We start from the raw sequence: 6,000 nt of genomic DNA on the forward strand, positions 1-6,000 counted from the left end.
CACCAGCGGTCGGGACGGCGTTTCGCCACCAGGCGGGCATATCCTCGAAGTCTGCCCGGATTTCTGCGCTCAGCCTACCCGTCCGATCGGGTAGTTCTACAGCGAAGTGGCCGAACGGCGTGAACTTGTCGTGAGCCACTTCGCCCGGCGACAAGGAGGTCGCGATGACCGGGAGAGTGCCGCCACTGGTGATCGCCCCGCGCCGCTCCGGGTCCGCCGGCTCCCTGATGGCCACCTCGTCGGCGAAGGAAGTGGCCCGCGCGTGGGAGAACTTCGCCGCGGGCGAAATCGTCGAATCGGGTGTGCGGCCAGAGATCCTGGCTTCGTGGTACCGGTGCCGGGATCGCTACGACGTGGACCGCACCCTGGACGTCGCACCGGGGGCCGAGGGTGACGAGGCCCAGCGGATCGACAACGGCGTGATCTTCACCGCGCTCGGCGGCCTCGGCGCACTGGCCGGCCAGGAAGTCGAGCACGACGGCGCCGTCGTCACGGTGACGGACGGGGACGGCCGAGTCCTCGGCGCCTGGGGCGACCCCTCCGCCCAGCGGCGCGCCGAACTGCACAACCTCGCGCCGTGGTCGTCGTGGTCGGAGGAATGCGCCGGCACGAACGGGATGGGCACGTCGCTCGAGGTGTCCGGCCCGGTGACGGTGACGGGGCCGGAACACTGGTGCGAAGCGTTCCACCAGTGGGCGTGCGCGGGCACCTCCGTCCGCGACGTGGTGACCGGCGCACCGGTCGCGTCGATCAACATTTCGCGCTGGAACGCATCACTGTCCGAGCGCGTGCCACCGTGGCTGACCAAAGCGGCCGCGTGCGTGGAACAGGAGATCTACCGGCGCGCCATCTACGAAGCCGACAAGGTCATCGCCGAGTTCACCAGGAAGTGTGCCCAAGCCGGCGGTTCGTTCATGGCGATGGATCGCGGGGGAAACGTCCTCGCCGCGAACGAATCGGCTGTCGCGATGCTCGGCCTGACCGCCAAAGCCCGCATAACCGCGGGCGCGACCGAACCGGCGGAGCGCTGGACCCCGGACATCACGGGGTTGCCGGAAGTGCTGCGGTGGGCGAAGGATCGAGCGCAGGGAAGCGCCGAGTGGAGCGGCTATGCGCGGTTGCCCGTGTGTCCTGGTGAAGAGCCGACGCCGTTGACCATGCGGCCGGTCGTCGACGCGAGCCACGTGGTGGGGATGCTGTGCGCGTTCGGGGTTCAGGAGGGTGAGGCATACGAGGGCGGCGCCGACGACGTGGTCGGGCCGCTGCCGCGGTGCGTCATCGGGATGCGCAATGATCGGCTGGTGCTGCTGGCTCCGTCGGAGATTCGCTACGCCGAGGCTGACCGGAACATCGTTTGGCTGGTCACGGAGCGGGGTCGAATCCAGGCGGCTACCCGCGGCTTGGACAACGTGGAGCGTTCTCTGGCTTCCTATGGATTCCGGCGGGTGCATCGGCGGTTTCTGGTCAACTTGCGTCGGGTGGCGGAGATCGAGCGGGGGATCAAGGGAGAGCTGTTCCTGATCATGGACTCCCGGAGTCATGAGTTCGTGCCCGTTTCGCGGCGCCATGCGCCGGATCTGCGGCGCATGCTCGGCGTGTGATCATCGGAGCATGTGGAAAACGCTTCGATTCGGTTGTGCGGCCTTGACCGACGAGACAACGAGGTGTCGTCCCATGATTGATCCAGTCAGTGCCCCGAGGCTGTCGGAGTTCCGGCGGCCGACCTTGCTGGAATGGCTGCGCGGCCGCTTGACGGACCTCCGCCGATCGGAGGCATCCCGCAACGCCCTGTGTGAGCACGACGAGAGGACTGCGCCGTGCGCGGTCTGTTCGGTGCGGTACTGGTAGGATCGGTCACCCCGGTTCACGGACGAAGCGTCCACAATGGAGCAATCGCCGACCGTGCTGCCGCGGAGCGCCACCGGGGGTTGGTGGACGGATCGGGTTCGGCAAAAGGAGGCTCGCGTCGGATGCCGCCGACAGGATCGCGCGGACTCGGAGCCTGGCAGTGGTCGTCGCGGCAACCCATGAGCTGACGTTTGCAGCCGTCGACGCAGCACACGCTGCGCACATGGCCGCCGAAAACGCAGCCATCACCGACCTCGCGGCGCGACGGGCGGGGACCCGGGCCCAAGCGGAGGAGAACCGGCTGGCACAAGGTCAACGGCCGGCCCCCGGACCGCGGGGAGCCGGACTCTCCTTCACCGAGACACACGACGGTGCCTACGAGCCGCCATCCCCACTTTGCAACCTTTTTCAGTCACGCCTACATCTACGGCGACGCGACCGGATTCAGGTTTCTCAGTTATGTCAACCCGCACGGCAAGAAGCCAACGCAGCAGCTGCTCGCCGGCGCGTCCGTAAAAATCCGGGCGTGCAGGAGGGCCGGCCTGACCCCGCCATTCACTTTGACAGCACCATCTACGTCTACGAGATCAAGGCGCCATCGAAGAAGTACGGCCTGGTCGAGCGGACGAAGGGGCAGATATCCGGGTACGTCAACGCTTTCCGGGAACTGTTCAGGCGGCAGGGGGTGCGGACCGAATTCGGCCCGTCGGTCCCCGTCACCATCGGGATGGATCCGAGCACTGGCTTGGTATCGCTTGTGGTCGCGACCCGACTACCCAGGAGTCATCTTCTACGCGATCGTTTGACCAGGACCGGCTGGGCGACTGTCGTGAGCGATTGCCGGGGGCGGTCCTGGCGGTCGGGCTGGGAATGCTGTCGGCGGCTGCCGCAGCGCAGGCGGAAGCCGCGCCGCGGGCAGCGGGTGCGTCATCCCGTCGCCAACGGCCTTCCTGTCGATCAGCTGATCGACCGTGAGGTGCTGCGCCGCTGGCGCGGCGGAGAGCAGTGGCCGGCCGGCGGCGAGCATCCGCATCCACCAGTGCCCCGGCCGGAACCTGGCCCGGATGGAGCTGCGGATCGTCTTCGACACGCTGCTTGACCAACGGAACGGTCGTCCGTCAGTCGTCCTGATCCCCGTGCAGGCTGGTTCGCAGCAGATCGGCGAGCTCGTCGGCGGAACGCAGGTTCTCACCGGTGATCTTGACCCGGACGCCGTCCGGCTTGACGACCTGGACGGTCACGGTCGACCTGCGCGGTTGGCTCAACCAGGTTTTCAGCGAATTCGCCAGGACCGTCAACATTCCGCCCGCGCCGACGGCGACCGTCAGAAGATCGAGCGCGGATCCCATGTGCTCCGGGCCGGGTGGTGGTGTAGTCACCTTCACCCGGCCCCGCAACTCGTCCGAATGACTCAGCCAGTCGTCCAGCGAAGCCAGTTCGACCAGGAACAGACCATCCTGGTCTTCGACCTCGGTGGCGGCACGTTCGACGTCTCGCTGCTGGAGATCGGCGAAGGCGTCGTCGAGGTCCGCGCGACCTCCGGTGACAACCACCTCGGTGGTGACGACTGGGACGAGCGCATCGTCAAGTGGCTGGTCGACAAGTTCAAGGCCACGAACGGCATCGACCTCACCAAGGACAAGATGGCGCTCCAGCGCATCCGTGAGGCGGCGGAGAAGGCGAAGATCGAGCTGTCCAGCTCGAACTCGACCGGCATCAACCTGCCCTACATCACGGTCGACGCGGACAAGAACCCGCTATTCCTCGACGAGACGCTCACGCGCGCCGAGTTCGTGCGGATGACGTCGGACCTGATCAACCGGCTCAGGCAGCCCTTCAAGGACGTCGTCCGGGACGCGGGCATCGCGGTCGCCGACATCGACCAGGTCGTGCTCGTCGGTGGTTCCACCCGCATGCCGGCCGTGTCGGACCTGGTCAAGGAGCTGACCGGCGGCCGCGAGCCGAACAAGGGCGTGAACCCGGACGAGGTCGTCGCGGTCGGCGCGGCGCTGCAGGCCGGTGTGCTGAAGGGCGAGGTCAAGGACGTCCTGCTGCTGGACGTCACGCCGCTGTCGCTGGGCATCGAGACCAAGGGTGGTGTGTTCACCAAGCTCATCGAGCGCAACACCACGATCCCGACCAAGCGCTCGGAGATCTTCTCCACCGTGGACGACAACCAGCCGTCGGTGCAGATCCAGGTGTTCCAGGGTGAGCGCGAGATCGCCGCGCACAACAAGAAGCTCGGCGTCTTCGACCTGACGGGCCTTCCCGCGGCTCCTCGTGGTGTGCCGCAGATCGAGGTCACGTTCGACATCGACGCGAACGGCATCGTGCATGTCCTGGCGAAGGACCTGGGCACGGACAAGGAGCAGTCGATGACGATCACCGGTGGCTCCGCGCTGCCGAAGGACGACATCGAGCGCATGATCCTGGACGCCGAGTCGTATGCCGAGGAGGACAGGACCCGTCGCGAAGAGGCCGAGACGCGCAACCAGGCGGAGACGCTGGTCTTCCAGACGGAGAAGTTCCTCAAGGACAACGACGACAAGCTGCCGGAGGGCCTCAAGGGCAAGGTCAGGTCCGCGGTCGCCGAGTTGGACCGGGCGCTGAAGGGTACTGACTCGGCGAAGATCCGCGAGTCGATCGAGAAGCTGAGTAGCGCTTCGCAGGAGTTGGGCACGGTGTTGTACCAAACACGGTTCGGCGACTGATCGACTGGACGGAGGTCGGTGCCGGCTTGCGGCAGGTGACCGGTGGTGGTCGAGCGCGCCGGCTCGTCAGGATCGTCGAGGTATCCGTGCAGTTCAGGCAGTTGGTGACGCCGGCGTTGAACGTCGCGGACTCAGGTGGTGCGGGGGAAGCAGTAGGACCGGCGGCATCGTCAGCTGGTGCGGAGGCTGACTTTCTCGTCATCGGGCTGTCGAACGGGCCGCGACAGGTCGCGCCGAGGTCGAGTCACGTGGTATAGATCATGGCCGGACGAGGCCTTTTCTGGCCGCCAGGGGAGGAATCCGGTCGTGCAAAAATCTCAGTTGATCTCGGTTTTGTCGTGTCTGGTCGGTGTTTCGCTGCTGGCGAGCGCCTGCAGTGATGATGATCCAGGAAGCGCTCGAAACGGATCGCCGACCGACGTCAAGGCGTTGGCTGTCGGCAAGGCTGAGAGCGGTGACTTGTTCAAGCTCGCGGACACCCCGGGGTACGACGGCACGGTCACGATCGGTATCGACGACGGGTACTCGGCCTACAACAACCAGACCGCCGATGCCGGCACCCTCGCGAACAGCTACACGCTTGCCCCCGTCCTCGCGGCTCCGTTGAAGCTCGACGGCAACGACAGGGTGCTGCTGAACAGCGACGTCTTCGACTCGTGGGATGTCACGTCGAAGGAGCCGCAGCAGGTCACCTACAAGATCAAGCCGAACGTCAAGTGGTCGGACGGTCAGCCGTACGACTGCAAGGACATGTACCTGGCGTGGCTGTCGCAGAGCGGCCTGGCCAAGGGCCCGGACGGCAAGAACCCGTTCAACTCGGCTTCGACCACCGGCTACTCGCTGATCAAGCAGGCGACCTGCAAGGACAACCTGACCTTCGTCACCGACTACAGCGAGCCGTACCTCGACTTCAAGGGCCTGTTCAACGCTCCGGCGATCATGCCCGCGCACATCCTCGAGGCCAAGACCGGCATCGCCGACATCACCAAGCTGGCCCCGACCGGCGACCCGGCCCAGGTCAAGGCCGCCGGTGACTTCTGGACGAACGAGTGGAAGGGCTTCAAGGCGGACATCATGCCGTCGTCGGGCCCGTACAAGATCACCGCGTTCGACGCCAACCAGAAGGCCGTCACCCTCGAGAAGAACCCGATGTGGGTCGGCGGCAAGGGTGGCCCGTCGAAGATCGTCGTCCGCGCCATGGAAGACACCAAGGCCATGGCGACCGCGCTGCAGAACGGTGAGATCGACGTTGCGGCGTCGACCCAGCCGGACGCCACCGCGGCCCAGACGATGAAGGGCCTCGCGGCGCAGGGCGTGACCTACGGTTCCGCTCCGCAGCGCGGTTTCGAGCACCTCGACCTGAACTTCAAGCGCATGTTCGCGGACAAGGACCTGCGCAAGGCGTTCTTCGAGTCGGTGAACCGCAAGGAGATCACCGACA

4 protein-coding genes and 1 pseudogene are annotated in these 6,000 nt (G+C 66.2%); 4 read left to right on the forward strand and 1 reads right to left on the reverse strand.

Translation table 11 applies throughout. From position 1 onward, the window contains the following. Positions 1-188 precede the first annotated feature (188 nt). Positions 189-1,601, forward strand: coding sequence for a LytTR family transcriptional regulator DNA-binding domain-containing protein (locus ACIA5G_RS27220; protein ID WP_395927971.1), 1,413 nt, complete (start codon positions 189-191; stop codon positions 1,599-1,601). 773 nt (positions 1,602-2,374) lie between these two features. Further along, positions 2,375-2,947 (forward strand): hypothetical protein, encoded by a 573-nt coding sequence (locus tag ACIA5G_RS27225; protein WP_395927973.1) that lies wholly within the window; start codon positions 2,375-2,377, stop codon positions 2,945-2,947. A gap of 19 nt (positions 2,948-2,966) precedes the next feature. Here the strand turns inward: ACIA5G_RS27225 and ACIA5G_RS27230 are convergent, their stop codons facing one another. Then, positions 2,967-3,401, reverse strand: coding sequence for a hypothetical protein (locus tag ACIA5G_RS27230; protein WP_395927975.1), 435 nt, complete (start codon positions 3,399-3,401; stop codon positions 2,967-2,969). On the opposite strand from ACIA5G_RS27230, the pseudogene dnaK reads away from it, so the two are divergent. Together dnaK and ACIA5G_RS27240 are read left to right on the forward strand one after the other, a co-directional pair. After that, positions 3,288-4,538 (forward strand): annotated as a pseudogene (dnaK, locus tag ACIA5G_RS27235) (molecular chaperone DnaK); the annotation flags it as partial. The gene ACIA5G_RS27230 and the pseudogene dnaK sit on opposite strands and share 114 nt — an antisense overlap. Positions 4,539-4,865: 327 nt before the next feature. Further along, positions 4,866-6,000, forward strand: a 1,135-nt coding sequence (locus ACIA5G_RS27240) for an ABC transporter substrate-binding protein (protein WP_395927977.1), incomplete at its 3' end; no start/stop codon positions are given.

The organism is Amycolatopsis sp. NPDC051758, from assembly GCF_044453095.1.
Lineage (GTDB): Bacteria > Actinomycetota > Actinomycetes > Mycobacteriales > Pseudonocardiaceae > Amycolatopsis.